The 24,639-nt window shown below is 54.8% G+C and carries 27 protein-coding genes and 1 tRNA gene; 20 read left to right on the top strand and 8 right to left on the bottom strand.

Going from position 1 to position 24,639, the window contains the following annotated elements:
* Positions 1–22: 22 nt before the first annotated feature.
* A complete protein-coding gene (locus tag BHD08_RS13555) occupies positions 23–517 on the top strand; it encodes a SprT family zinc-dependent metalloprotease (RefSeq protein ID WP_015277779.1) in 495 nt (164 codons plus the stop codon).
* A gap of 16 nt (positions 518–533) precedes the next feature.
* Here the strand turns inward: BHD08_RS13555 and BHD08_RS13550 are convergent, their stop codons facing one another.
* Positions 534–1,712, bottom strand: a complete 1,179-nt coding sequence (locus BHD08_RS13550; RefSeq protein ID WP_125022901.1) for an MFS transporter — start codon at positions 1,710–1,712, stop codon at positions 534–536.
* Positions 1,713–1,909: 197 nt separating this feature from the next.
* Between BHD08_RS13550 and napE the strand changes: the two genes are divergently transcribed.
* The 5 genes from napE to BHD08_RS13525 are packed head-to-tail and all read left to right on the top strand — an operon-like array spanning position 1,910 to position 6,006.
* The gene (gene napE, locus BHD08_RS13545) at positions 1,910–2,089 is read left to right on the top strand and encodes a periplasmic nitrate reductase, NapE protein (protein WP_106155542.1); all 180 of its coding nucleotides are present in this window, start codon (positions 1,910–1,912) and stop codon (positions 2,087–2,089) included.
* Between the two features lie 49 nt (positions 2,090–2,138).
* Positions 2,139–2,393 carry a chaperone NapD gene (locus BHD08_RS13540; RefSeq protein ID WP_125022899.1) on the top strand — a complete coding sequence of 85 codons (255 nt, stop codon included), beginning with the start codon at positions 2,139–2,141 and terminating at the stop codon, positions 2,391–2,393.
* On the top strand, positions 2,393–4,897 hold the full coding sequence (gene napA / locus BHD08_RS13535; RefSeq protein ID WP_125022897.1) for a nitrate reductase catalytic subunit NapA: 2,505 nt from the start codon (positions 2,393–2,395) through the stop codon (positions 4,895–4,897). The genes BHD08_RS13540 and napA overlap by 1 nt, the downstream gene beginning before the upstream one ends.
* A gap of 13 nt (positions 4,898–4,910) precedes the next feature.
* Complete coding sequence (locus BHD08_RS13530) at positions 4,911–5,399, top strand: nitrate reductase cytochrome c-type subunit (protein WP_015277784.1); 489 nt, start codon at positions 4,911–4,913, stop codon at positions 5,397–5,399.
* 10 nt (positions 5,400–5,409) lie between these two features.
* On the top strand, positions 5,410–6,006 hold the full coding sequence (locus BHD08_RS13525) for a cytochrome c3 family protein (protein ID WP_015277785.1): 597 nt from the start codon (positions 5,410–5,412) through the stop codon (positions 6,004–6,006).
* Between the two features lie 103 nt (positions 6,007–6,109).
* On the opposite strand, the gene dcd is transcribed toward BHD08_RS13525, so the two are convergent.
* Positions 6,110–6,676, bottom strand: a complete 567-nt coding sequence (gene dcd / locus BHD08_RS13520; protein ID WP_003302346.1) for a dCTP deaminase — start codon at positions 6,674–6,676, stop codon at positions 6,110–6,112.
* Positions 6,677–7,006: 330 nt separating this feature from the next.
* Here dcd and BHD08_RS13515 point away from each other — a divergent pair, with 330 nt between their 5' ends.
* The gene (locus BHD08_RS13515) at positions 7,007–7,216 is read left to right on the top strand and encodes a cold-shock protein (RefSeq protein ID WP_003282211.1); all 210 of its coding nucleotides are present in this window, start codon (positions 7,007–7,009) and stop codon (positions 7,214–7,216) included.
* Between the two features lie 104 nt (positions 7,217–7,320).
* On the opposite strand, the gene apbC is transcribed toward BHD08_RS13515, so the two are convergent.
* Entirely contained in the window at positions 7,321–8,415 is a 1,095-nt protein-coding gene (gene apbC / locus BHD08_RS13510) for an iron-sulfur cluster carrier protein ApbC (RefSeq protein WP_125022895.1), read from the bottom strand.
* Between the two features lie 179 nt (positions 8,416–8,594).
* Here apbC and metG point away from each other — a divergent pair, with 179 nt between their 5' ends.
* The 4 genes from metG to BHD08_RS13490 all read left to right on the top strand — a co-directional run bounded on the left by metG (position 8,595) and on the right by BHD08_RS13490 (position 11,856).
* Positions 8,595–10,637, top strand: a complete 2,043-nt coding sequence (gene metG, locus BHD08_RS13505; RefSeq protein ID WP_125022893.1) for a methionine--tRNA ligase — start codon at positions 8,595–8,597, stop codon at positions 10,635–10,637.
* 63 nt (positions 10,638–10,700) lie between these two features.
* Positions 10,701–10,913, top strand: a complete 213-nt coding sequence (locus tag BHD08_RS13500) for a cysteine-rich CWC family protein (protein WP_015277788.1) — start codon at positions 10,701–10,703, stop codon at positions 10,911–10,913.
* Positions 10,903–11,595: a pseudouridine synthase gene (locus tag BHD08_RS13495; protein WP_125022891.1), complete on the top strand. Its 693-nt coding sequence runs from the start codon at positions 10,903–10,905 to the stop codon at positions 11,593–11,595. The genes BHD08_RS13500 and BHD08_RS13495 overlap by 11 nt, the downstream gene beginning before the upstream one ends.
* 187 nt (positions 11,596–11,782) lie before the next feature.
* Positions 11,783–11,856: transfer RNA gene (locus tag BHD08_RS13490), tRNA-Gly, on the top strand.
* A 164-nt stretch (positions 11,857–12,020) separates the two neighbouring features.
* Here BHD08_RS13490 and BHD08_RS13485 read toward each other — a convergent pair.
* Positions 12,021–12,317, bottom strand: a complete 297-nt coding sequence (locus BHD08_RS13485) for a helix-turn-helix domain-containing protein (protein WP_125022889.1) — start codon at positions 12,315–12,317, stop codon at positions 12,021–12,023.
* Positions 12,318–12,408: 91 nt separating this feature from the next.
* Between BHD08_RS13485 and BHD08_RS13480 the strand changes: the two genes are divergently transcribed.
* The 7 genes from BHD08_RS13480 to BHD08_RS13450 all read left to right on the top strand — a co-directional run bounded on the left by BHD08_RS13480 (position 12,409) and on the right by BHD08_RS13450 (position 17,918).
* The gene (locus BHD08_RS13480; RefSeq protein ID WP_125022887.1) at positions 12,409–12,846 is read left to right on the top strand and encodes a hypothetical protein; all 438 of its coding nucleotides are present in this window, start codon (positions 12,409–12,411) and stop codon (positions 12,844–12,846) included.
* Between the two features lie 11 nt (positions 12,847–12,857).
* A complete protein-coding gene (locus BHD08_RS13475) occupies positions 12,858–13,241 on the top strand; it encodes a hypothetical protein (protein WP_125022885.1) in 384 nt (127 codons plus the stop codon).
* Positions 13,242–13,266: 25 nt separating this feature from the next.
* Positions 13,267–13,698 carry a DUF6957 family protein gene (locus tag BHD08_RS13470; protein WP_125022883.1) on the top strand — a complete coding sequence of 144 codons (432 nt, stop codon included), beginning with the start codon at positions 13,267–13,269 and terminating at the stop codon, positions 13,696–13,698.
* Positions 13,592–13,897 carry an AbrB/MazE/SpoVT family DNA-binding domain-containing protein gene (locus tag BHD08_RS23520; RefSeq protein WP_375708255.1) on the top strand — a complete coding sequence of 102 codons (306 nt, stop codon included), beginning with the start codon at positions 13,592–13,594 and terminating at the stop codon, positions 13,895–13,897. Before BHD08_RS13470 ends, BHD08_RS23520 begins: the two co-directional genes overlap by 107 nt.
* Before the next feature lie 303 nt (positions 13,898–14,200).
* On the top strand, positions 14,201–15,004 hold the full coding sequence (locus tag BHD08_RS13460; RefSeq protein ID WP_125022879.1) for an inositol monophosphatase family protein: 804 nt from the start codon (positions 14,201–14,203) through the stop codon (positions 15,002–15,004).
* 621 nt (positions 15,005–15,625) lie between these two features.
* Entirely contained in the window at positions 15,626–17,023 is a 1,398-nt protein-coding gene (locus BHD08_RS13455; RefSeq protein ID WP_125022877.1) for an AAA family ATPase, read from the top strand.
* Between the two features lie 22 nt (positions 17,024–17,045).
* Entirely contained in the window at positions 17,046–17,918 is an 873-nt protein-coding gene (locus BHD08_RS13450) for a hypothetical protein (protein WP_125022875.1), read from the top strand.
* 174 nt (positions 17,919–18,092) lie between these two features.
* Here BHD08_RS13450 and BHD08_RS13445 read toward each other — a convergent pair whose 3' ends face one another.
* A complete protein-coding gene (locus BHD08_RS13445; RefSeq protein ID WP_125022873.1) occupies positions 18,093–19,415 on the bottom strand; it encodes a hypothetical protein in 1,323 nt (440 codons plus the stop codon).
* Between the two features lie 907 nt (positions 19,416–20,322).
* The gene (locus tag BHD08_RS13440; protein WP_125022871.1) at positions 20,323–20,853 is read right to left on the bottom strand and encodes a hypothetical protein; all 531 of its coding nucleotides are present in this window, start codon (positions 20,851–20,853) and stop codon (positions 20,323–20,325) included.
* Between the two features lie 141 nt (positions 20,854–20,994).
* On the opposite strand from BHD08_RS13440, the gene BHD08_RS13435 reads away from it, so the two are divergent.
* Together BHD08_RS13435 and BHD08_RS13430 are read left to right on the top strand one after the other, a co-directional pair.
* Entirely contained in the window at positions 20,995–22,008 is a 1,014-nt protein-coding gene (locus BHD08_RS13435; RefSeq protein ID WP_125022869.1) for a YafY family protein, read from the top strand.
* Between the two features lie 352 nt (positions 22,009–22,360).
* Complete coding sequence (locus BHD08_RS13430; protein WP_125022867.1) at positions 22,361–22,837, top strand: hypothetical protein; 477 nt, start codon at positions 22,361–22,363, stop codon at positions 22,835–22,837.
* Between the two features lie 174 nt (positions 22,838–23,011).
* Here BHD08_RS13430 and BHD08_RS13425 read toward each other — a convergent pair whose 3' ends face one another.
* Positions 23,012–23,296 (bottom strand): hypothetical protein, encoded by a 285-nt coding sequence (locus BHD08_RS13425; RefSeq protein WP_125022865.1) that lies wholly within the window; start codon positions 23,294–23,296, stop codon positions 23,012–23,014.
* 271 nt (positions 23,297–23,567) lie between these two features.
* Entirely contained in the window at positions 23,568–23,945 is a 378-nt protein-coding gene (locus tag BHD08_RS13420; RefSeq protein ID WP_125022863.1) for a hypothetical protein, read from the bottom strand.
* Positions 23,946–24,639 lie beyond the last annotated feature (694 nt).

Below are 24,639 nucleotides of genomic sequence, written 5' to 3'. Positions count from 1 at the left end.
CGGCGCTCTCAGGAGTTGCCCAATGCCCGAGCGTCTCAATGCCCGTGTCGAAGCCTGCTATGCGCTGGCCGAGCAGTTTTTCAACCGACGCTTCCCGCGTCCCGAAGTGAGCTTCAAGCTGCGCGGCCAGAAGGCGGGTGTGGCTCACCTGCAGCAGAACCTGCTGCGCTTCAATGAACAGCTGTACCGGGAAAACACCGAGCACTTCCTGCGCCAGACCGTCGCCCATGAGGTGGCGCATCTGGTGGCCCATCAGATGTTCGGCTCGCGCATTCAACCCCACGGTGAGGAGTGGCAATTGATCATGCGCGGCGTGTACGAACTGCCGCCGGATCGCTGCCATACCTACGCTGTCCGCCGTCGCGCCGGCACTCGCTATGTCTACCGTTGCAGTTGCGTGGATCAGGACTTCGACTTCACCGCCCAACGCCACGCGCTCGTGGCCAAGGGCCGTCGCTATTACTGTCGACGCTGCAAGACAACGCTGACATTCACTGGCGAGCAGCGCCGCGAATAAAGCCGCCCTGGCCTTGCTAAAGCGCTCTGGCCCGCCAGCCGGCAATGACGAACAGCGCCGCCAGCAACGCCATCAGCGGCAGCCAGCCGGCATGATCCCAGACGTAGCCTGCGCCATAGCCGACCACACTCGACCCCAGGTAATAGGCGCACAGATACAGTGCCGAAGCCTGGGCCCGCGCCTGCTTGGCGTGGCTGCCGACCTGCCCGCTGGCCACCGCATGTGCGGCGAAAAAGCCGAGGGTGAACAGCCCAAGCCCGAGCACGATTGCCGCCAGCCAGGGTGTCGCACACAGGCCGACGCCGAGCAGCATCAACACCACGCCACCACGTAGCACCTGTCGTGCGCCAAAGCGAGGTACCAGACGTCCGGCCCAGCCGGCGCTGAAGATGCCGCCGAGGTAGACCACGAACAGCAAGCCGATCAACGTCGAGGACAGCCCAAACGGCTCACCAGCCAGACGAAAGCCGATGTAGTTGAACAACGCGACGAAGCCGCCCATCAGCAGGAAGCCCTGCAGGAACAAGCTGCGCAGCGTGGGATTGCGCAGATGCAGGCGAAAATTCGCCAACAGGTTACGTAGCGAGAGTGGCTGCGCCTTGAAATGCCGCGACGCCGGCAACAGCCAGACGAACAACGCCAGCGCCAGCAGGCCCAGCGACGCGATACCGCCAAGGGCCAGCTGCCAGCCGCCCAGATCGCTCAGCAGACCGGACAGCAGACGCCCAAGCATTCCGCCCAGCGCCGTGCCGCCGATATACAGCCCCATCGCGGCCGGCAGCGACTGCGGCTCGAACTCCTCGCCAACGTATGCCATTGCCAGCGCCGGCAACCCACTGAGCGCCAGCCCCAGCAATGCGCGCAGCGCCAGCAACAGCTGCCAGGAATCGACCAGAACGCTGGCCAGCCCGAGCAGGCTGGCCAAACCAAGCGCAGCAGCCATCACCGGTTTGCGCCCCCAGCTTTCAGCAAGCGCACCCGAAATAAGCAAACAGAGCGCGAGCGACAGGGTCGTCAGCGACAGCGCAAGGCTACTGCTGGCGGCGGACACCGAAAAGTGTGCGGCCAGCATCGGCAGCAACGGCTGAATGCAATACAGCAAGGCGAAAGTGGCGAACCCGGCGCAGAAAAGCGCCAACGTGGCACGCCGATAGGCAGGCGTACCGCGTCTGAGGTGAACGCTATCGTCAATCATCAGAACCTCTTCGCGAGCGCCGTCGCCCGCAAAAAAGCCGCGCAGGCTAGCACAACCTCGCGCAATAGCGCATGCCAGAGCGTCCGAAGCGAGCCGCTGATCGCCAATAGAGGGCAAATCCGTGTCAACGGTCGAAACGAACTTTGCCCTCCACGGGTCTCTGACTAGACTCCCCATATGCCAGTCGGAGTAAAACAATGACAGTAGCGCCGAATGACACCCGCCCCACCCCTACTTCGATCAAGCGGGATGAAACCCGCCTCTTCGTTTTTCTGATCGTCTTCCTGTTTCCCATCCTCAGCGTCGTGCTGGTGAGTGGCTACGGCTTCATCGTCTGGATCGTGCAGATGATCTTCGGGCCGCCAGGTCCGGCGTAAACCGATCGCTGCCGTCATTGCCCTGCCCCCAATAAAAACGGAATAACTGATGGGTACCCCCCTGCATATCGCCAGTCTGCTGGTGCACTGCCGCCCTGAGTGGCTGGCCGCGGTAAAAGCCAACCTGCAACTGTTGCCCGGCCTCGAGCTGCACCAGGAGACCACCAACGGCAAGCTGGTGGTGGTCCTGGAAGCCGAACACGAGTCACGCATCCTTGCCGCGATCGACCACATCCAGCAATTGCCTGGCGTGCTTAATGCCGCATTGATCTATCACGAAGAACTCCTCGAAGGAGACGCCTGATGAGCCTTACCCGACGCCAATTCGCCAAGGCCAACGCCGCTGCTATAGCAGCAACGGTTGCCGGCATGCCCATCGCTTCGACCGCGAGCAATCTCGTAACCGAAGCGGACGCCACCAACCTCAAGTGGGACAAGGCCCCCTGCCGCTTCTGCGGCACCGGCTGCGGCGTCATGGTGGCGACTCGAGAGGGTCGCGTCGTCGCCACCCATGGTGACGTCAAAGCGGAGGTCAACCGCGGCATCAACTGCGTCAAAGGATACTTCCTGTCGAAGATCATGTACGGCTCGGATCGCCTGACCCAGCCACTGCTACGCATGAAAGACGGCAAGTTCGACAAGCAGGGCGAGTTCCAGCCGATTACCTGGGACCAGGCCTTCGACATCATGGAGGAGAAGTACAAGGCCGCGCTCAAGCAAGGTGGCCCGGAAGCCATCGGCATGTTCGGTTCCGGCCAGTGGACAATCTGGGAAGGCTACGCCGCGAACAAGCTGATGAAGGCCGGCTTTCGCTCGAACAACATCGACCCCAACGCCCGCCACTGCATGGCCTCGGCCGCGTTCGGTTTCATGCGCACCTTCGGCATGGACGAGCCCATGGGCTGCTATGAGGACATCGAAGCGGCAGACGCTTTCGTGCTCTGGGGTTCGAACATGGCGGAGATGCACCCAGTGCTCTGGACCCGCGTGACGGATCGCCGCCTAAGCGCGCCGAACGTCAAGGTTGCGGTCATGTCGACGTTCGAGCATCGCAGCTTCGAGCTGGCCGACATCCCGATGATCTTCAACCCGCAGACTGACCTGGTCATCCTCAACTACATCGCCAACCACATCATCCAGAGCGGTGCGGTAAACAAGGATTTCATCGAGAAGCACACCAAATTCGCCAAAGGCGCGACGAACATCGGCTATGGCCTGCGTCCGACCGACCCGCTCGAGCTCAAAGCCGAAAACGCTGCGGTGGCCAACACCTGGAGTGACATCAGCTTCGAGGACTACGCCGAGTTCCTGAAAACCTACACGCTGGAATACGCCGCGAAGGAATCCGGCGTGCCGGCCGAGCGGCTCCAGGCGCTGGCCGAGCTCTATGCCGACCCGAAGGTGAAGGTCATGTCGTTCTGGACCATGGGCTTCAACCAGCACACCCGCGGTGTCTGGGCGAACAACATGATCTACAACATCCACCTGCTCACCGGAAAAATCAGCGAGCCGGGCAACAGTCCTTTCTCGCTCACCGGCCAGCCTTCGGCGTGCGGCACCGCGCGCGAGGTCGGTACTTTCTCCCACCGCCTGCCGGCGGACATGGCGGTCGCCAATCCCAAGCACCGCGCCATCGCCGAAAAGATCTGGAAACTGCCGGAAGGCACCATTCAGGAGAAGCCCGGATTCCACGCAGTGGAGCAGAGCCGCAAGCTCAAGGATGGCGTATTGAAGGTCTACTGGACTCAGGTGACCAACAACATGCAGGCCGGCCCCAACGTCATGCAGGAAATCCTGCCAGGCTGGCGCAATCCGGAAACCTTCATCATCGTTTCCGACGTCTACCCTACCGTCTCCGCGCAGGCAGCGGACCTCATCCTGCCCAGCGCCATGTGGGTGGAAAAGGAAGGCGCCTACGGCAACGCCGAGCGCCGCACCCAGTTCTGGCATCAGCTGGTCACCGCGCCAGGCGAAGCACGTTCGGACCTCTGGCAGCTGGTCGAATTCTCCAAGCGCTTCAACGTCGACGAAGTATGGCCGGCCGAACTGCTCAGCAAGTCACCCGAACTGAAGGGCAAAACGCTGTACGACGTCCTGTTCAAGAATGGCCAGGTCGATATGTTTCCCAGTGATGAGATCACGAAGGGCTACGCCAATCAGGAAGCCGAAGCCTTTGGGTTCTACCTGCAGAAAGGTCTGTTCGAGGAATACGCCGAATTCGGCCGCGGCCATGCCCATGATCTGGCGTCTTTCGAGACTTACCACGAGACCCGCGGTTTGCGTTGGCCTGTGGTCGACGGCAAGGAAACCCAATGGCGCTACCGCGAAGGCTACGACCCCTATGTCGAGGCCGGCAGCGAGGTGCAGTTCTACGGCTACGGCGACAAGAAGGCGATCATCTTCGCGTTGCCCTATGACGTGCCGGCCGAAGTGCCGGATAAGGACTACCCCTTCTGGCTCAGCACCGGGCGGGTTCTTGAGCATTGGCACACCGGCAGCATGACCCAGCGGGTCGACGAACTGCATCAGGCGGTGCCCGATGCGCTCGTCTACATGCACCCGGAGGACGCGCGCAAGCTCAATGCCCGGCGAGGCAGTGTGGTGAAGGTCATCAGCCGGCGCGGAGAAATGCAGGCACGGATCGAGACCCGCGGTCGCAACAAGCCACCGATGGGCCTGATCTTCGTACCGTTCTTCGACGCCAACAAGCTGATCAACAAAGTCACCCTCGACGCCACCGACCCGATCTCCAAGCAGACCGATTACAAGAAATGCGCCGTGAAGATCGAAGTGGTCAGCATCGCCTGAGAGGAGAGTCGCCATGAAATTTCGTTTACTGCCGCTGACTCTGCTTGCGGTGTTCGGTCTGGCCATCGCTGCCGAAACCAACTATCCGCTGGACGCTCCGGCTCCGGACGGACGCCGCCCAGGCGGGACCATCACCCAGGAGTTCACCCCACCGAAGCTGCATGACGAGGAGAACAAGGACATTCGGCGCGAGCGCAACTATCCGGAGCAACCGCCGACCATCCCGCACAGCATCCGCGGTTATCACGTCGACAAGAATGCCAACAAATGCCTGAGCTGCCACAGCAGGGCCAACAGCGCACGCGCCCAGGCGCCGATGATCAGCATCACCCACTACACCGACCGCGACCAGCAGACCCTGGCCGCAGTCGCACCGCGGCGCTATTTCTGCACGCAATGTCACGTGCCGCAGCATGATGTGAAGCCGCTGGTGGAAAACCGCTTCAAGAACATCGACGAGCTGCTGTACCGGGAAACCTCACCATCCACCAGCGGAAACTGAGGGGGCCTGGATGAAGTCGATCAAGTCGTTTTTCAAACGCTACTGGGGCGTTCTACGCCGACCCAGCGTCCATTACAGCCTGGGCGCGCTGACGCTCGGTGGTTTCATCGCCGGGATCATCTTCTGGGGCGGTTTCAACACCGCGCTGGAAGCCACTAATACGGAGGCCTTCTGCATTTCTTGTCACGAGATGGAAGACAACGTGTACATGGAGATCAAGGACACCATTCACTACAGCAACCGCTCGGGCGTACGGGCAACCTGTCCGGACTGCCACGTACCGCACAAGTGGACCGACAAGATCGCGCGCAAGATGCAGGCCTCCAAGGAAGTCTGGGGCACGATTTTCGGCACCATCAACACGCGCGAGAAATTCCTAGACAAGCGTCGGGAGCTGGCAGAGCACGAGTGGGCGCGCCTGAAGGCCAACGATTCGCTGGAATGCCGCAACTGCCATGACTTCGGCTTCATGGACTTCACCCGGCAAGGCAAACGGGCATCGGAGTTCCACTCCACCGCCCTGGCCAATGGCGAAGCGACCTGCATCGATTGCCACAAGGGCATCGCGCACAAGCTGCCCGACATGCGGGGGGTGCCGGGCTGGTGATAGCGAGATAGGTGCCACGCCGCCTAGCGGCGTGGCGTCTTTTCCAGAGCAGCAACAAAAAAGCCCTGACCGATGGCCAGGGCTTTTTTCATGCGTAGCGTAATCAGGCCTTGGGCAACGTCACGCCGCGCTGGCCTTGGTATTTGCCGCCGCGATCGCGGTAGGACACTTCACACTCTTCGTCAGATTCAAGAAACAGCATCTGCGCCACGCCTTCGTTCGCATAGATCTTCGCCGGCAGCGTGGTGGTGTTGGAAAATTCCAGCGTCACGTGCCCTTCCCACTCAGGCTCCAGCGGCGTGACGTTGACGATGATGCCGCAGCGCGCGTAGGTGCTCTTGCCAAGGCAGATGGTCAGCACATTGCGCGGAATGCGGAAGTACTCGACGGTACGCGCCAAGGCGAAGGAGTTCGGCGGAATGATGCAGACGTCGCTCTTGATGTCGACGAAGCTTTTCTCGTCGAAGTTCTTCGGGTCGACCGTCGCTGAGTTGATGTTGGTGAACACCTTGAATTCATCGGCGCAGCGCACATCGTAGCCGTAGCTCGAGACACCGTAGGAAATCAGCCGATCATTGCCTTCGGTGCGCACCTGGCGCTCGACGAAGGGCTCGATCATGCCGTGTTCCTGGGCCATGCGGCGAATCCACTTGTCCGATTTGATGCTCATGGCTGGCGTCCTGAATAGCTGAAGTTGGGCGTGCGAAGACGCGCATCTTACCGAGCCTCGTGCGCGTGTTAAAGCATAGCCACCATGCGCAGCGTAGAGCTCGTCACACCCGGGCAACGCCGCTTGGCGAAGAAATCCAAAATAAAGCTCGCTTTGCTCCAGAAAAAAGGTATTGTTACTGGGCTGCTGCTGCATGTGTCACCGTGAATCGCTACATGTTTAGATTTCGATCCAAATATCGATACGACTCCTATCTCCTTGCACACAGTGATGTTCGGACCCTTTCAGTCCGCACTTTATTTTCAAAAACTTGGTTCAAGGAGACATCAAATGTCCAATCGCCAAACCGGTACCGTTAAGTGGTTCAACGATGAGAAAGGCTTCGGCTTCATCACTCCGCAATCCGGTGACGACCTCTTCGTACACTTCCGCGCCATCCAGGGCGACGGTTTCAAGAGCCTGAAAGAAGGCCAGCAAGTTTCCTTCGTCGCTACCCGCGGCCAGAAGGGCATGCAAGCTGAGGAAGTTCAGGTTATCTAACCTGAGTCTTCTCTGAAAAAGCCCCGCTTCGGCGGGGCTTTTTTATGCCTGCGATTTATCACCCGGACGCAGGCGGTGACGCTTGGCGCCACCGCCGCTACGGTTCAGTCCTCGGAAATCACGATCTTTGGCATCGACTGGGCGATGATCTGCCCGCTCTGCGCAATCCGAGCACCGACGGTACGCGCCACTTCCTGGTAGATCATCGCGATCTGGCTTTCCGGGTCGGCTATCACCGTCGGCTTGCCTGCATCCGCCTGGCTGCGGATCGCCATCGACAGCGGCAGCGATGCCAGCAGATCGACGTTGTACTGCGCTGCCAGCTTCTCACCACCACCCTCGCCGAACAGATGCTCCGCATGGCCGCAATTGGAGCAGATATGGATGGCCATGTTCTCCACCACACCAAGCACCGGAATGTTCACCTTGCGGAACATCTCCACGCCCTTCTTCGCGTCGAGCAGTGCCAGATCCTGCGGCGTGGTTACGATCACCGCACCGGTCACCGGGACCTTCTGCGCCAGCGTCAGCTGGATGTCGCCCGTTCCCGGCGGCATGTCCACCACCAGGTAATCGAGATCGTTCCAGGCAGTCTGGGTAATCAACTGCAGCAGCGCCCCAGACACCATCGGTCCGCGCCAGACCATCGGAGTCTTGTCGTCAGACAGGAACGCCATCGACATGACCTGCACGCCATGGGCTTCCAGCGGAATGAATGCCTTGCCATCGCGAATCTCTGGGCGAGTGCCCTCGGCAATGCCAAACATGATGCCCTGGCTCGGGCCATAGATATCGGCGTCCAGCACCCCCACCCGCGCACCTTCCCGCGCCAGCGCCAAAGCAAGATTGGCCGCCGTGGTGGATTTGCCGACGCCCCCCTTACCCGATGCCACTGCGATGATGTTCTTCACATTCGCCAACGCGGGCACCTGATCCTGCGCTTTGTGCGCTCGGACTACGCAGTCGACCTGTACATCCGCGCGGCTTACACCTTCCAGCTGCTCGATTGCCATCGCCAACAGCTGCGCCCAGCCGCTGCGGAACAACCCAGCGGCATAACCCAACTCCAGCTGCACGCTGACCCGATCACCCTGTTCGTCAATCGAACGCACGCAACCGGCGCTTACCGGATCCTGATTCAAATGGGGATCGGTGTACTGACGCAGTACGGTTTCCACAGCTTCACGGGTGACGGACATGGTTACTCCTAGAAAGACCGAGCAAATCAGACAGGCATCTTACCCCGCCCGCGAGTTCCGAGCCCACCGACGACCGGACGACACTGCTATAGCGGGGCGATCGGGCAGCGCGGATGAAAAATGCGCGCCGGACCTTTATAGTTGCAGACTTTCCTTCGCAATTCCGACTGCAGATCCCCATGTCCGAAGCTCGCCAGATTCTCGTTACCAGCGCCCTGCCCTACGCCAACGGTTCGATCCACCTCGGCCACATGCTCGAGTACATCCAGACCGACATGTGGGTGCGCTTCCAGAAGCTGCGCGGCAACCAGTGCATCTACGTCTGCGCCGACGACGCGCATGGCTCGGCGATCATGCTGCGCGCTGAAAAGGAAGGCATAACGCCCGAACAACTGATCGCCAACGTGCAGGCCGAACACAGTGGCGACTTTGCCGACTTCCTGGTGGATTTCGACAACTTCCACTCCACCCATTCGGAAGAAAACCGCGAGCTGGCCGAGCTGATCTATACCCGCCTGCGCGACGCTGGCCACATCGCCACCCGCTCGGTGACCCAGTATTTCGACCCTGAGAAAGGCATGTTCCTCGCCGACCGCTTCATCAAGGGCACCTGCCCGAAGTGCGCGGCCGAGGACCAGTACGGCGACAACTGCGAGAAATGCGGCGCGACCTACGAGCCGACCGAGCTGAAAGATCCGCGCTCGGCGATTTCCGGCGCCACGCCGGTGCTCAAGGACTCCAAGCACTTCTTCTTCAAGCTGCCGGACTTCGAGGCCATGCTCAAGCAATGGACCCGCGGCGGCGCGCTGCAGGAGTCCGTTGCCAACAAGATCGCCGAATGGCTCGACGGCGGGCTGCAGGAATGGGATATCTCCCGCGACGCGCCTTATTTCGGCTTCGAGATTCCGGGTGAGCCGGGCAAGTACTTCTACGTCTGGCTGGACGCGCCGATCGGCTACATGGCCAGCTTCGAGAACCTGTGCAAGCGCCGCCCCGAGCTGAGCTTCGACACCTTCTGGAGCAAGGACTCGACTGCCGAGCTGTACCACTTCATCGGCAAGGACATCATCAACTTTCACACCCTGTTCTGGCCCGCCATGCTCGAAGGCGCCGGTTTCCGCAAGCCCACCGCCGTCAATGTCCACGGCTACCTGACCGTGAATGGGCAGAAGATGTCCAAGTCCCGTGGCACCTTCATCAAGGCGCGCACCTACCTCGACCATCTCAATCCCGAGTACCTGCGCTACTACTATGCGTCCAAGCTCGGCCGTGGCGTGGACGATCTCGACCTGAATCTCGAGGATTTCGTGCAAAAGGTCAATTCCGACCTGGTCGGCAAGGTGGTCAACATCGCCAGCCGCTGCGCGGGCTTCATCCACAAGGGCAATGGCGGTGTGATGGTCGATGCCAACCCTGAGCCCGAGCTCTGGGCCGCCTTTCAGGAAGCTGCACCGGGTATCGCCGAAGCCTATGAAGCACGCGACTTCGCCCGGGCCATGCGCGAAATCATGGCGCTCGCTGACCGTGCCAACGCCTGGATCGCCGACAAGGCGCCCTGGGCACTGAACAAGGTCGAAGGCAAGCAGGCCGAGGTGCAGGAAATCTGCGCGTTCGGCGTCAACCTGTTCCGCCAGCTGGTTATCTTCCTCAAGCCGGTGCTACCGAACCTTGCCGCCGCTGCCGAGCAGTTCCTCAATGTTGAGCCACTGCGCTGGAACGATCACGCAACGCTGCTGGCCAATCACCAACTCAACGCCTTCACCACACTGATGACTCGTATCGAGCCGGCGAAGATCGAAGCCATGATCGAAGCTTCCAAAGAAGACCTCGCCTCCAGCGAAGCCGCAGCTGCCCCGGCAGGCAATGGCGAACTGACCAAGCAACCGATCGCCGCGGAAATCAACTTCGATGCGTTCGCCGCGGTCGATCTGCGTATTGCCCTGATCGAGAAGGCCGAGTTCGTCGAAGGCGCCGACAAGCTGCTACGTCTGACGCTGGACATCGGTGATGCCAAGCGCAACGTGTTCTCTGGCATCAAGAGCGCCTATCCAGATCCGAGCAAATTGGAAGGTCGTCTGACTCTCTACGTTGCCAACCTGGCGCCACGCAAGATGAAGTTCGGCATGTCCGAAGGCATGGTCCTGGCGGCGGGCCCTGGCGGCAGCGAGATCTACCTGCTGAGCCCCGATAACGGCGCCAAGCCGGGCCAACGCGTCATGTAAACCGGCTATTGCGTGCCGGCCTCGCGACCGGCACGCAATAGCCCGACGCTTAACGGAAACGCCATGAGCGAGCCTGTAGATTCTTCCCGCTGCCCACTCTGCGGCCAGCCCAACCAGTGCGGCGAATGCAACCCGACCGCGGCTCAGCCGTGCTGGTGCTTCAGCGCAGATATTGCCGACGATGCACTTGAGCGCATTCCTGCAGCCCTGCGGAACCGCGCCTGCATCTGCCCCCGCTGCGCCCGCGGCGAAACCGCAAACCCCGATGCGCCTTGACCGCTACCTCGGCAACCGCGCGCGCTTAAGCCGCCAGGATGTCCGGCGCCTAGTGGCCGAAGGCCGAGTGATGGTCAACGGCAAAGTCAGCCAGGCCATGGACCAGGAAATTCGTGTCTTTGATCGCATCGAGCTGGAGGGAGAATCGCTGCAGGCCGGGAAGCCGGCCCGTTACCTGATGCTGCATAAGCCGGCAGGCTGCGTCAGCGCTACCCAGGATACGGAGCATCGCACCGTGCTGGACCTGATCGACGAACCGGACAAGCAGGACCTGCACATCGCCGGCCGTCTCGACTTCAATACCACCGGCCTTATGCTGCTCACCAACGACGGTCAGTGGTCCCGCCGCCTGACTCAACCAGCCAGCCTGCAGGGCAAGGTCTACCTGGTTGAAACCGAAGACGCAATTGACCCAGCGTGCGTCGACGTTTTTGCCCGAGGCATGTACTTCCGTTTCGAAAACCTCACCACCCTTCCCGCCGAGCTCGTGATACTCGCTTCAAACAAGGCCCGCCTCACCCTGCACGAGGGCCGCTACCATCAGGTCAAGCGCATGTTTGGCCACTTCAACAACAAGGTTACCGCCCTGCACCGCGAAAGCATGGGCCCTCTGATGCTGGACCCAGCACTTGAGCCGGGCCGGTATCGATCGCTGACCGACCACGAGATCGCGCAAATCTAGGCCGTTTTCGCCTGCGAGCCAGAAAAACCCGGGGTCGCCCTTCATTTCACCCAAACCTTCTGGTACAAAGGCACCCCTGAGCGGGCGTCGTATAATGGCATTACCTGAGCTTCCCAAGCTCATGACGAGGGTTCTTATTCGGGGTAAGCTCAGTCGCAGGTTCAGGCGCTCGTGTCGCTTTACCAAAGCGGGTGTAGTTCAATGGCAGAACTGCAGCTTCCCAAGCTGCTAGCGTGGGTTCGATTCCCATCACCCGCTCCAAACTCAATCGCTAAAGCCCCGTAAACACGGGGCTTTTTCGTATGTGCGTGTCCTGTGCACATTGATGTTGCGAGCACCCCAATCTAGAGATCGAGAGTGCTGCTTAACTTCTAATCAGCAAGACGAGAGCTAGCCGTTACGTACAGATGCGAGCCCCTCGCGCGTCATTGGGCCTCGAACTCTCTTCCGCCGATCAGCCTTATCTCCTCGGCAATTTGATTTAAAAGCCTTTCTGCCGTCACCCCTTCGTAGTTACTGAACGAGTCGAGTAGCACTGTGAGGGGGTGAACCTCCATAACCTCAGCGATCTCTATCATCTTCTCGATGGTTACTCCTTTCAGCCCTCGCTCCAGCATCGAGATGTGTGCTCGACTGCTAATTGACATGAACGATTCCTGGCTAAGTCCGCGAGCTTTACGAATTCTCCGCAGACTCGATCCTAGCGCTTGCCTGTAATCCATCCCGCTTTTCTCGTTGCGCAAAAACAACGATAGAGCCAGAATGCGCCCTATAGCACTACGTCCTATAGAACTCATTTGAGAGGATCGATGTATGTTCAAAACCAACGAGAGCGCCTACTTCAACCTGGCGCCTGTGTTCGGGCCCGACCATCATCACTGGAAGCTCGTAGAGCGTGAGATTGCGACCCCGTGGCTTCACGCAACGGTGATGGTGATTGATCGCGGCGTTGAATACGCGAAGACGGTCATGCCCAGTGACCTGACGACCTTTCTAGAAATGGCCAACTTAAAAGCTTCTGGTGCGCGTATCAGCGAGCTTCAGCTGATGAGCCCAGCGTGGATGAACGGCGCGGGACGGTGGCTGCTCGAACCTATTAGACAAATTGACATTGCCAGATCAGCTGACAACGAGCTGATCCATATCTATGTCACGCAGGAGGGTAAGAACTACTACGACCCTTCACGGACGCCGGCCGAAATTCTGGAGCTGACGAATCAGCACACTGTGTATTACACAAACCTCAGCTGACGCAGTGTCCTATGTTGAGCACGATCTTGATTCCTGAGACCAGCCGGTCAATCTCGCCTTATGCAAAACGACAGCTGGCCCATGCCTTGAAAGCTAACTATCCGGTTCCGGTAACGGGCTTTCTGGTAGATGCGTTTGTAATTGCTAACGCCGCTGTTGGAATCAGCTATCAACACGCCCGAAGGGAAAGTACGGGGCGGTTTGCTGACGGCCATCTCATACGAACATCGGACATCGTCGAACTGCGCCATAGCGACGGCCGCTGGTTCATAAAGACCCTTAACTCACTTTACGTCGTCGTTACCTTCAAGCAGCACGTAGGACTCCCCTCGCTTATGGCACTTCAGCGCTTAATGAAGTCGCGCATTGTTTTCACATCCAGGCAGCTTCACTAGATGCCAAATTACTGAGTAATACAGCATGAAGCTCCAGTTCCTGGACATCAGTGGAAATCAAAAAGCACTTGAAATCGCAGATTTTCTATGGGGAAAAGCGCCCGCAATCAACGGCACTGATTTGAGTCGAGACGAAATTCTGCACGAGCTACACCGGCGGAATACTACGAAGCAGTACTGCCTAGTCAAGGACTGGACTCTCGTCGAGTTAGAAATGTCCGATGAAGCGCGTCAGCATATTGAAGCTGACGGATTCGTAGCTCGGCTTATCCACGCTAATGAGGTAGTCGAAGACTCAGCTGGACGTTTTCTACCAGGTTATTGGGTCAGGAGCTCCCTGCAGCAGAGGTATGAAGGCGATGGATTTTTCGAGACCAGGAGCACCATCTACGTCCTGCTTGGCATTGGTCGGCACAAGAAAGTGCGCGATGACATCGTCTATAGCATTCGCCCGTAAGCGGAGGCAATTCATGAGCGTCACTTACAGGACTGCGGTTTGCCACGACGCTGGTGATGGTAGCAGCGACTTGATCGTGGAAATTCCTCCAGAGGTGCTTGAGGCAATGGGATTGCGGCTTGGAGACAAGCTAAACCTCGAGCTTGTCGGTAAGGATTTAGTGCTTACACCCATTCGGGATAGCTCTCAGGGCTCATGAAGGCTGGATTGCAGAGCGCTTGAGACTGAACTCCCCTACCGCGAGTGAACGCACTATGAGCACACCAATTCAACTCTGTAGTGTCTGCGATGCTCCTGTCGTGAGCACCAAGGACATGCCGTGTGGCGCTCTTGTCTCGAGTCCGCTCTACTCTGGGGATGGTTACAACGTCGTACTTTGCTCTGGATGTTTCGGTCGATGCCTTTCAGGTCTCCGCCGCGAGCGGCTAGTGCACACCATGTTTGATGACGTTCAGGAGGATCTGGACAGCTTTGGTCGAACTTCCCCCAGAGATGAAAGCTAATGCTCGAAACCGGGATCGTTTACCGAGTTGTCAACCTGGTGATTGAATCTGGAGCTCTCATCCTCGCTGAGCTTCGAAGACCGGGCGGGCCTCGCGGAAGTGGCTACAAGGCTGAAGTCGATGTTGAGATCGAGGTCATGCTGCGTCGAGGTTTAGAGCAGATCCTTTACTGCGATTTCGTAGGGGAAGAGACCGGGCGCCATCTGACAGGGCATCGTTATTGTTGGGTTGTTGACCCCAATGATGGAACCGCAGACTTTCTCGCTGGACGAGCTGGCTCCGCAGTCTCGGTAGGGCTTCTGGATGACGGAGAACCGGTGCTTGGTGTTGTTTACGCACCTGCCACTCCTCGTGGGCCAGACTGCATTGCCTGGCAGCAGGGAATGCGATTACTCCTTCGTAACGGCCAAGCCATTGAGCCGTGCGGTATGAATCGCGTCCTTCAGGGCTCAGTTGTGTTTGTCAGTTCGGCAGCAGCCTCCAAGCGTGCGGAGAACGATATCCTATGCAGCCCCGCAATCTGCGAACCGATGCCTAGCATCGCCTATCGGCTTGCTCGAGTCGCAGCTGGCGATGGGGCCGCAGGCGTTTCGTTATACCCCGTTTCGCCCCATGACCTTGTCGCAGGCCACGCACTGCTTAAGGCAGTAGGTGGCGATATCTTCGATCAAGACGGGAAGCCTATTCGCTACACCACATCAGCAGAACTCACTTACCCAGCGGGGCAATGCTTTGGCGGTCACAGCGAGGCTTGTCGAACTCTAGTGTCCCGTCCTTGGCCCACCCTGCTCCACCTTTGCTAGGAAGTAAAAGCAAAGCACTCGTACCATGATCTATTGACGCTGCGCCTGATCATGAAAATTGTCGTTTGCCAGTGGCAGCTACCAGCTCGAAATAGGCAAAGCTTGGAGTGCTCTTAGTGGGGTCACACAGTCGATGAAATGACTCCTGCTTTGCCTCGAAGGCCCGATCAAGGTTCGCAACCCCTCTTCCTGATCGGCCTGCATCAGGCGTATTGGGGTGGTAACATTAAGATTTCTCGCTTGTGGTTGGGGTGGCATGTCTTATGTCAAGATGAGCCTACCCATTCACGGGGAAGTTATTGATTCCGACATGCTCCGTCAAATCTTGGAAATTAACAGCGAAACCGAGGATATAGCAACGAAGCTTTCTCATACATTTATTGGCGATTCATTCAGCTATCTCTAATCTCAGTAACTTGATTGTTAAATTAGACCGACAAGCTCTGCGGGGGCTGCCTAAGCATATCTCAGAACGACTACGTCAATCTTCTAGCTATGCGGTTTAGGGGCGTATAGATTATTATTTATGGCAATCGATAGCAGCTCAATTAAATATTTAATAATTCATGACTGTGTTTGTGGCAATATAACAATCTGGCACTACTGTAGAGGGTTTGCACCATGTACATACGTAAACTCAAGATAAATAATCTACGCCGCTTAAGAGATTTGTCCTTGAGTTTCACATTGCCCGACGGAAGCACTCGGATGTGGACTGTTCTTATCGGTGAAAATGGAACAGGCAAAACTAGTATCCTACAGGCTATTGCCTTAGCTGCTGCGGGTGGCTTAAGAGTAAACGACTTGGCGGGAAGCTCGTTTGCTCACCTAGTTGATCGCAGGCAAAAAAATGACTTAAAAGTCGAGGCTGAATTTGAATTCACTCCATCTTCTTGCGAGAATCACAAAGCTCATCCTGGCATAGAGAAGAGCAAACTTAGCGATCATTTAACGCTAATCTCTGAAGTCACGCTGAGACCTAAGGAAACTTCCATAATGGCCAAGGCGCGCTATGGTCATGAAGATGAGTTCCCCGACTCTGATAATAACCCTCTGACGAATGCACGCTCTAAAGAGCTGCCGCACTGGTTTGTAATTGGCTATGGTGTTCAGAGGTTCCTTCCTGAGTCTGGTCGTGTTCCGGACTTGGCTAGGCCCACGGTTGATAGAATGAAGCCGCTTTTTGACTCATCTTACCCACTTACAAGCACCAGTTTTTTAAGCCATTTTGGGCAGAAGAAGAAGGCATTGGCTTATTCAAAGATATTGAAAAGCGCCATTATCAATACCGATGTTCTCCCTAATGACATAAACGATCTGGAGATGCGCGGCCAGGGTGGGGTGAGTAAAGCCTCTGATCTGCTGGAAAGAAACCGATTTCACCAGAAAATGGGGAAAGATATTGTACAGATTCCTGGCATGGCTCTCGCTCATGGCTATCAATCCACCATCGCGTGGATTGCAGATCTCGTGGGACATATCTTATTAGAAGCAGAAAGCGCCAATATAAACACAGAGGACTTTGAAGGATTGGTTTTGATCGATGAGATTGACCTATATCTTCACCCCAAATGGCAGGCACGATTAATACCTGCGTTACGAAGTACTTTTCCAAAATTGCAATTTATCGCTACTACCCACAGCCCAGTTGCTTTGGCGGCGCTGTCACCTAGTGAGATAATTAGAGTTCAATCTGATCCCAAAACCGGAGATGTCCGACAGGTAACGCCAGATTCACAAACAGGAATATGGGATGAGGTTGACAAGCCTCAGGATTTATATACTCAGCCGGATCCTCGGCTGATGACAGGCACTGAGCTATTCAATGAGTATTTTGGCCTAGATAGGCTGACGCTTAACGTCCATGGCGAAGAGATTAGAACCTATTCAGCACTAGCCAGCAATCCTAATAGGAATAAATATCAGCAGGATAAAATGCAGAAGCTTAAGGCGAAGTTGTTAGCTAATAACATTCATGACTTGGCCGAGCCGGTGCCGAGAGATAATGTAGATGAATAAAGTTTGTTAGGGATCGTCAAGCATGATTCGACTCTATCTAGGAAAAGAGCCTGCAGATATTTCCAACACCCGAAGCATTAATCTTCCGCTTGCTATTAACGCCTTCAACACTTATGGCCCTGGCTCTAAGCAGCTCACAAATGCCCTCAAAAATGGCTATCAGATCGCTCGTCCATTTCTGTACGAGCGCCAATACAAAAAATGCGCATTTTGCGAGATGCTTGTGGATGATATCAATAGCCCAGTAGAACACTTCAGACCCAAAGGGGCGGCAGAGAACAAAAAGAAGACGCGCTGGTATAAAGTTACCAGCCATTACTGGTGGATGACCTGGACATGGGAAAACTTATTTTTCTCATGCAACCGATGCAATTACAAGGGATCCAAGGGGAATAAGTTTCCGTTACGCACAGGCACTCAGCGAATTCAAGCTCCAGTGACTCCATGCCCAGCTGCCATACCTGCTGTTCATTATGATTGCTCCACTGAATCGGCTTTGCTAGTCAATCCCCGCGAAGATAATCCATTTGATCATCTCCAGTGGGCTCTAGTTGACCGTACAGCACATCCCAGGAATTGGAAGTGGACGATTGTCGGCCAAGATGAAAAAGGCGATATGACAATTGAAGTTTTCAGATTAGAGCAGCGAGTTGATCTGGTAAACAGCCATCTTCAGGTCGTTAGGGAAGCGCGAGAAAATATAGAAAATTACTTGGCGCTTGGCAGCATTCAGGACGCGGTGAACACTTGGGAAAGGACTGTCTCTAATTATATTATTGATGCCTCCAAGCCTTTTCGAAATGCTGTGTGGTGGGCCCTTAATGACATATATTCGCAACCTGAACAAATTAGGCACGGTTTTACTCCACCCCCTTTTCCTGTGTCATACCGCTAATTTTTTTGTGATGAACAACCACATCGGTTTACATGCCTGATTAGCCCTCTCGCTGCCTCCCGGACGTGGAGAAAGCTCGTCGGTAGTTGATTGCCATTGCTAGTAGCGTTTTTTCACGCCCAGGCCGGCAGCACTTGGAAACTGGCAGCAGCCGGCCAATAGTGATTAGATCATCTACTCCGAAGTATCCAGGCCATCTAGTGCAGTTAGTGGCGTAGCGCTTTCGTTACTTAAGTGAGTCACGCACAGCTTAATAAGCGCACCGAATAGAGCCAAACAGTTCTGAAGATCAAAAACAAATTTCTCAAAGTTATCCGAGGAAATCACCGCATTGTCTGCATGAGCCAGTGTGTGCCGAAGATCTTTCCAGCTTTTAACGTGTGCTTTATCGACCTCTCCGGAAGCGCCCATTTCAGTGAGAATGGTTGAAACTGACTTTGTTTTCAGGCTTCCTAAAAAGCTTAGAATAGCATTTACTCCTATCTCGGGAATGCTTGACTTTGAAGCCTTAATGAATTTCCGCGTATCACAAATTTCCATAAGGGTTTTCGCGTCCAAATCTTTATTTTCTGAGAAATAATTCTTCACCATTCCTTCGATGTTCACGCAGAGCACTAGCGCCGCAGCTTCAGTGTTTGCCGTAGATATATCTTTGAGACGATACCAGTAATTCGACAAATGATTGAGACCTTTGGGCCTAGCCTTCATGTACATCTGCAAAAAATCATGTAAGCCGGCCTCTTTTCTTGGAAAGAGATCAACAACAGGATCTGCTAATGTATATGTGTTATTGGCCACGCTTCCTTGAATGTAAGCCTCGTAGTCTTTTCCGTTCCTCGTCACTATCAAAGACGCTTCTAGGAGCTGGCCGATTGCGACACTTAACCCCTCTAAAAAATAGAACAGCGAAGATAACTCTACGATTTCTTCACTGTCTATTATCTTGATGCTTAGCCTGCTTCCTTCCTGAGTCATCTCTACAGTTTTTGTCCCCTGTGAGAGGACTAGCTTTGCCAGCTCTCTCGTTCCTTTTCCGCCCTCAATGAACTCATTAAATGGCAGTCGATAAATGCCATTTACCATTATCAGTGCGCTACCGCCGTCGACGGAGTTTCTAAGCTTCGAGACTGATATAACGTTATTGAGAGCAAGCACCAACACCGCGCCTGATGGATATGTATCTACTCCTTGCTGCACCAAGGTACGAGTATTTCTCCATATTTTGCCAGCTATATCTTCAGCCTCTAGCGTAAAGTACCGATCCTCTGGAATAATACCGATGTGATTATTAAAAAAGTAATTAGCCATTTCAGTAGAGCCTGATGTCGTCGAGCTAGAATATAACTTTAGCTTTAGAAGGTTATCGTCAAAAAACAAGCAACCTGGCCCACTGAAAACTAGCGGAGAGTTAGGTTTATTTTGTGTGAGGGTAATATTGAAGCATTCGATGGTGGCTTCGCGCGCTGATATAGAGTCAATAAGCTTCTGGCTGAACATGGTCAATCCTTCGATTATCCGAGGTCTGGCTTAAGTTACCTCTGACTTGCTTCGGGCGTCCAGGCTTGTAAAATAATTCGGCGCTTTTTCCCTGACATACGACTTGCCCTGCCCGAAACTGCGCCTTCAAGTCTGGTTGCTTATGGCCGACCCTGGCTTGCTGCGCTCGTCGAGTACCCGCCAATATCGTTAACTGCCTCCCGGAACTACACTCTATGCAATCTTAATCTTTGGGGTCTGAGTTATAACCTCCGATTAATCACCTAGAAGCATAAGCACCTGTTCTTTGTAGGCATGATAGGCACACCCTCCTTTCACTAGCCCTCTACCCAGTAATGGTAGTGATTCATTTAGCAGTGAGAAATACTCATTGGATGCAGACAAATATGGAGAGGAGAACAGTACTGCGAGTAGATAATTGCTTGGGGGTATGTTTCTCAACGGTCGCTGCATTTGCTCGACGCTTTCTCCGCGCACCAAGTTAAACCTCAGTAGAGAACTCGTTGCACCCAACAGTACAGCTGAAATGTCGTGATTATCAAAAGCAGGAATAGCTGGAGCAAAGAAGCACGCGCAGAGGTAGCGCATCACTGTCGCTGCCCAGACCGCAAAGGTCGGCTCTTCTATTGTCGGTGAGAAGACCAATTGAAAATGAAGTGGGACGACGGGCCGCTCGATAGGCTCCGCGTCTAGGTAAAAAATGTAGCTCGCCTTTGTATTGGATAGTTCCGAAACATTTCTTTGACATGAGTTTATTAGGAAAATTACCCGAACGAAGCTTCCAGTGTCGCTAATTCCGAGAACCAAACCCTCCTCATCTGTATAACTGTAAAGCCTTTCCGAACTGTCCGGTAAGGAGAAGGAAAATAAGGCATCCAGTGTTAAAAAATGGTGTTTTTCAGGTAGCTCATAAAGCATCGACTCTGTCTTTCCCAGGGCGTGGAAATTTCATTTGTAATTGATGAATGGCATGCACGTCTAGCCATACTCGCTCTATTGCGAATACCTGATACCAACCAAGTCCATGATGATCGTGCAGGTCGTGAAATGACCAGCAGATACGCTCTTCATTGAGACGAGGAATGTCTTCTACCCCATCGCGCCAGTTGTAATGGAATAGCGCGAATATTTCTAAAGCTTGCTCTGGCGTCGGGTTGAGGTAATACAACTTAAGCGGCGGCATAAAGATAAAGTCGGCTTTAAGTATCAGTTCTTCTTGCCCTTGTGCCGAGGACTCAGAACGGTAGAAGCAAATTTTGCTTTCAATCTCGAAGTCCTCCTCTGCAGCCCAGTCAGAGGGGGCAGGTCTGTTTCGGAAGTCTTCGACAAGCTTTTTTGCACGCTGAAGGCACCAATATTCCAATTGAGTGAGTTGCCTATTTAGGGCAATGAGGCGTTCAGTTTGTGCGTGAGAGAAGGCTGGAACGTTGCGGCGCATGAATGAATTGATCCTCTGCTTTCCGTCATTTTCACTACCGCCACGACAACATGCGTCGCGCCTCAATGCGACACATTTCGTCGCAGCTTGAGGCACAATCACGCCAAGCCAATCTCACATCCAGATGCAAGGGTCGCTATCGTGCCGTCCAATAAGAGCAGGGATACTCTCAGCCGCCAGTGGGAGCTGCTGAAGCTACTACCCACTAAGGGCAGTGGAGAAACTGCGAGCTCACTCCAACGCCGTCTAGCCGAGATGGGCTTTCCTACCACCAAACGCACGGTTGAGCGCGACCTGGTGGACTTGTCGAGCGTCTTTCCCTTGCGTATCAACGACAAGAGCAAGCCATATGGTTTTAGCTGGTCACCACCAACGAGCCTGCAACTGTCAGGTATCAGCGTTTACGAGGCGCTGACCTTGCAACTCGTGCAGGAAATGCTTCGGCCACTGGTGCCCACCGCCATGCTTACTGCGCTGAAGCCGCATTTCGAGCAGGCAAACAAAAAGCTAAAGGCACTAGCCCGAATATCGCCAGTTGCGGATTGGCCTAGCAAGGTCGCGAGCGTACCGGCCTATCTGCCGTTGATACCTCCTCAGATTGATGCCGCCACCCTCGCGCTCGTTCAGCAGGCGCTGCTCGAAGAGAGGGCATTCAAATGCCGCTACTACTCCGCTCATCGAGATCTGGTTAGTACACTGACACTTTCACCATTGGGCTTGGTTCAACGAGGAAACGTTACGTATCTCATCGCGACAGCGCCCCCTCATGCGGATGTGCGTCAGTTTGCTTTACATCGAATCTGCAATCCCGAACTGTTGGATATCCCTAGCGAGCCCTCCAACGGGTTCGATTTGCATGAATACGCCACGTCCGGAGCGATGCAATTTGGCGACAATGTTGGCCGCACCATAACCCTTGAGGCATGGGTGAATACTGGCCTCCTAGGGCTACTTCGGGAGACACCTATTTCCGAGGATATGCAAGCGATGTCCGATGAGGACGGAGGCTGGATACGTGCGACTGTGACGGATAGCTGGGAACTGGAATGGTGGTTGTTATCGCACACTGGATCGATTGCCGTAACAGCGCCTGAGACACTCAGGCAGCGTCTGCTCCAGCGTTTGCGTCGTGGTTTGGAGCTTTACGACGAGTAACGTCGATGTGCTTTCTAAGGCAGCTGGGCAGCTCCGGACTGCTACCCGTGTAGTGACAGCCGTGCCGCTTTGCGGTTACTCGCCTCTATGGTAGCGTTAAGCTATCAGCATTGATGGCAACTGACTTTTAGCAGGCGCCATTTCAAAAATGTTCATTCAGCGGCTGCGCTTCCCTGCGATGTAAGGTAAAAGTGGCGGCCAGCATATTTAAATTAGCTCCGAAGTATCTGCGTAGGGCCGTGACATGCACCTGCCTAATCCAGCAGATGACTGAATAGGTGCGTTGAACATACTTGAGTATTGAATTAACCACCTAAGCATCTATATAAATCAAGCACAAAAAAGGACTAAAATGACTACATCTCAATGGATTGAACTTTTTGATAATGCTTTTCAATGCATGGGGGAGCGACTTGAGCAAGTACTTCAGCTAAATAGCTGCCGAGAGCATTGGATTCAAGCCGAGATCAGCCTCCATGCATGGTTCAAAGATAAACTAGAGGTCTGGACGGATTTCCCTATTGGAGGCAACCGCAAAGCCGATTTATATGCAGAAGATGGTGATGGATCGATCTCAATGGTTGCTGAGGTCAAATGTCTCAGCGACTTCTCACAAGCCAAGTGCCTAGAGGGAGATTGGTCAGTGCGCTCCGACATTGATCGTCTTCACTCTATTCAGAGCCCCACTCGGCTCTTTGTTCTTGTGATCGAAAAAAATGAGATGGAGACAAACGTAGGACGAGCCTTACGTACGGAGGCATGGGTAGAAGGCAAGTCCCCACATGAACTTGACTTGGGATTTTGCCTAATCCGTATATGGGCTATCTGATTCCATTTTGGATCCCCTGCCGCACTTCCTGCAGGGGCTTCAAAAAATTAAAGCTATAAGCTTTTTATGCAATCTGACGAAGACAACGAATAACACCAGGGTACCTAGAGCTGCTAGGCTGCGAATGCCTGACGCTGCGCTTATAACAATATCTCTCTAGTCCCGTAAGCAATCTCAGCGCAGCCAAATTCTCCACATCCCCTTAGCACCCTCTTCAGTCCAACCACCCTCGAGTAGCGCTGACCCATCGAATGTATGCAGGGTCGCCCTGCCATCAAAGCCCACTGCATGCAGTTCATAATGCCCAGGGCCTTTCTCATGTCCTTTGTAAATGACCGGTTCGCCGTCACTGGCGTATTCGACAGTGATTACGCCGTCCTCAACCCTGACTTGGCATGGGTCATCTAAGGTGACATGAGTGGATCTATAAGTTTCCATGCGTGAGTCACGATAAAGCATGACGGGATTCCTCATATTTTGATAAATTGCGTGAGACCGCGCAGCGACTAGGCGATACAGTACTGTCAATAGCTGGTTGACAAACAGCCCGAGCCCCCTAAGAAGAGCGCTATCGCGTCTTCTCGGTTAATAATACATCTACAAGAATAGCGTTGCGCCACAAAGCAGGATCGCCAGGTTCATATTGACGAAACATCCCCTGGAACCTTCTTGGAGCGGTAGACTCAGCTAGTCCGAGCAATAGCGATGCAAGGTGATGTCTTCGACCAGTTCATTCATCTCCTGCAGAACCCTCATGAGCCAGAGCGTCACGGATCTGGACGTGCTTGCCACAGCGCACCATGGTGCCGAAGTGATCCCCTGGGCAGCCGCATACCTCGCATATACGGGAGCTCATCGTGATTGCCATTTCGCAGTACGCGGCATCGGAGGTGGTTTGAGCTGTTTTACCAAACCGCAGTGTGCCGAATTTCTCCTTGAACATCCGAATTTCCGTAGCGGCACGGCGCTCTAGTTCAGCCTGGCGAGCCAGCTGTTCGCCCAGTGCATCCAGGATGCCGAACCACCCATCGCCGCACTCAGTACGCACCGTTTTCCCATAAACGCCGGGGTAACGCAGCCGCAGGGTCTGCAGTCGCTCTGGATGCATATGCAAAACCTCATGGAATGATCTCGAGCATTCGTCGACTGCTGGAGCTATGGATTGCTACATCATTGTAGCCAGCCAAAGATTATGATCTAAAAGCGCAAATTTCCACATTGGATGGAGGTCGGACTTTCACGGGTGGCACTCCGCCCCATTGCGCTCGCACACAAAAAAAGAGCAGCTCTCGGAGAGCTGCTCTTCGATTCTATTCTCCCCTTTTATGCTTATGGGGCTTTAGGTCTGGATGATCCTTTTGCTTCTCGGGCGTGACTCTCTGTCTCTTGTCCGGAGTACCATCTTCATTTTTCCTTTTAGGGCCCGGCTTTATACCCATGGTCGATTTCCTCTATCGATTGGCTTGTTATACCCCTGCTTTTTAATTACCCGAGTCGCTTGCCGTTGTCAAACAGGTAGCGATCAATTGTGTGAAGGCCGATCTTTTATACATTAGGAATGTCAATCGCCGACCTAGCCACGCTTGAAGACCGGTTTTGGCCTTTTGTCGGCCAGAGGAGAGCTGATCCATTAAAAGTGCGAATCACCCTTGAGCTTAGAACCTTATATGACATTTGTAGTGGTCAACCCATCCCGGACAGTGGGTTAAGTTTTTCTTCGGCCACCGCAGGCGGCAGCCCGTCGTTGAATTGATGCGGTCTGATCCAGTTGTAGCGATGCATCAGGTAATGGCTGATGTCTC

The organism is Pseudomonas sp. SCT, from assembly GCF_003864275.1.
GTDB lineage: Bacteria > Pseudomonadota > Gammaproteobacteria > Pseudomonadales > Pseudomonadaceae > Stutzerimonas > Stutzerimonas stutzeri_AE.
Note: the sequence above shows the minus strand (reverse complement) of the source record. Positions and strands in the feature narration are given on the sequence as shown.